This is a genomic window from Ramlibacter sp. WS9 (assembly GCF_003797765.1).
GTDB lineage: Bacteria > Pseudomonadota > Gammaproteobacteria > Burkholderiales > Burkholderiaceae_C > Ramlibacter.
In genome coordinates, this window is sequence record NZ_RKMB01000079.1 from 1 (window position 1) to 1,472 (window position 1,472).

General features: G+C 64.2%; 2 protein-coding genes. Both read left to right on the top strand.

From position 1 onward, the window contains the following. Nucleotides 1-666: electron transfer flavoprotein subunit beta/FixA family protein (locus EEB15_RS32980; RefSeq protein WP_141514225.1), on the top strand; the 666-nt coding region annotated here is incomplete at its 5' end. A gap of 87 nt (nt 667-753) precedes the next feature. Then, nucleotides 754-1,472 (top strand): electron transfer flavoprotein subunit alpha/FixB family protein (locus tag EEB15_RS32985; RefSeq protein ID WP_141514226.1); only part of this gene is annotated, 719 nt, incomplete at its 3' end.

A 1,472-nucleotide genomic window follows, 5' to 3' on the forward strand; every position in this document is an offset into this window, starting at 1 on the left:
GCCAACGTCAAGATGAGCATGAACCCCTTTGACGAAATCGCCGTCGAAGAGGCGGTGCGCCTCAGAGAAAAAGGCGTCGTCACCGAGGTCATCGCCGTCTCCTGCGGCGTGGCCCAATGCCAGGAAACCCTGCGCACCGCCATGGCCATCGGCGCCGACCGCGCCATCCTGGTCGAAACCACCGAAGAACTGCAACCCCTGTCGGTCGCCAAGCTCCTCAAAGCCATCGTCGACAAAGAGCAGCCCGGCCTCGTCATCCTGGGCAAACAGGCCATCGACGACGACTGCAACCAGACCGGCCAGATGCTCGCTGCCCTGTGCGACCTGCCGCAGGCCACCTTCGCCTCCAAGGTCGAGATCGCCGACGGCAAGGCCCGCGTCACCCGCGAAGTCGACGGCGGCCTGGAAACCGTCTCCATCAGCCTGCCGGCCATCGTCACCACCGACCTGCGCCTCAATGAGCCGCGCTACGTGACCTTGCCCAACATCATGAAGGCCAAGAAGAAGCAGTTGGACGTCTTCAAGCCGGCCGACCTGGGCGTGGAGATCAAGAACCACCTGAAGACGCTGAAAGTCACCGAGCCGGCCAAGCGCAGTGCGGGCATCAAGGTGCCGGATGTCGCCACGCTGGTGGCCAAACTGAAGAACGAAGCAAAAGTGATTTAAGCCGGACGCAAGCGCCGGCTGTAAATCGCCTCATTCGAACCGGACGCCAAGGCGCCGGTCAATTCGACCGAATCTGAAGGAATCCAAATGACCTCTCTCGTCATTGCAGAACACGACAACGCCTCGATCAAAGGGGCCACTTTGAATACCGTCACGGCAGCGGCGCAATGCGGCGGTGACGTGCATGTGCTGGTTGCCGGCCACAACGCCGGCGAGGCCGCCAAAGCTGCCGCGCAGATCGTCGGCGTGGCCAAGGTGATCCACGCCGAAGGCGAGCACTTCGCGCACGGCCTGGCCGAGAACATGGCAGCTCAGGTGCTGGCCATTGCGGGTGCTTACAGCCACATCCTCTTCCCGGCCACCGCCAGCGGCAAGAACATCGCCCCGCGCGTGGCCGCCAAGCTGGACGTCGGGCAGATCAGCGACGTGACCAAGGTCGATAGCCCGGACACCTTCGAGCGGCCGATCTACGCGGGCAACGCCATTGCCGTGGTGCAGAGCCTGGACGAAAAGAAGGTGATCACCGTGCGCACCACCGGGTTCGATCCGGCGGCGGCCACCGGCGGCTCGGCCGCAGTTGAAACCGCAACGGCTGTGGCCGACAGCGGCAAGAGCACGTTCGAAGGCAACGAGATCGCCAAGAACGACCGTCCGGAACTGACCGCGGCCAAGATCATCGTGTCCGGTGGCCGCGCACTCGGCAGCTCGGAGAAGTTCAATGAAGTGATGACGCCCCTGGCCGACAAGCTGGGCGCGGCCATCGGCGCGAGCCGGGCGGCGGTGGATGCGGGCTATGCGCCCAATGA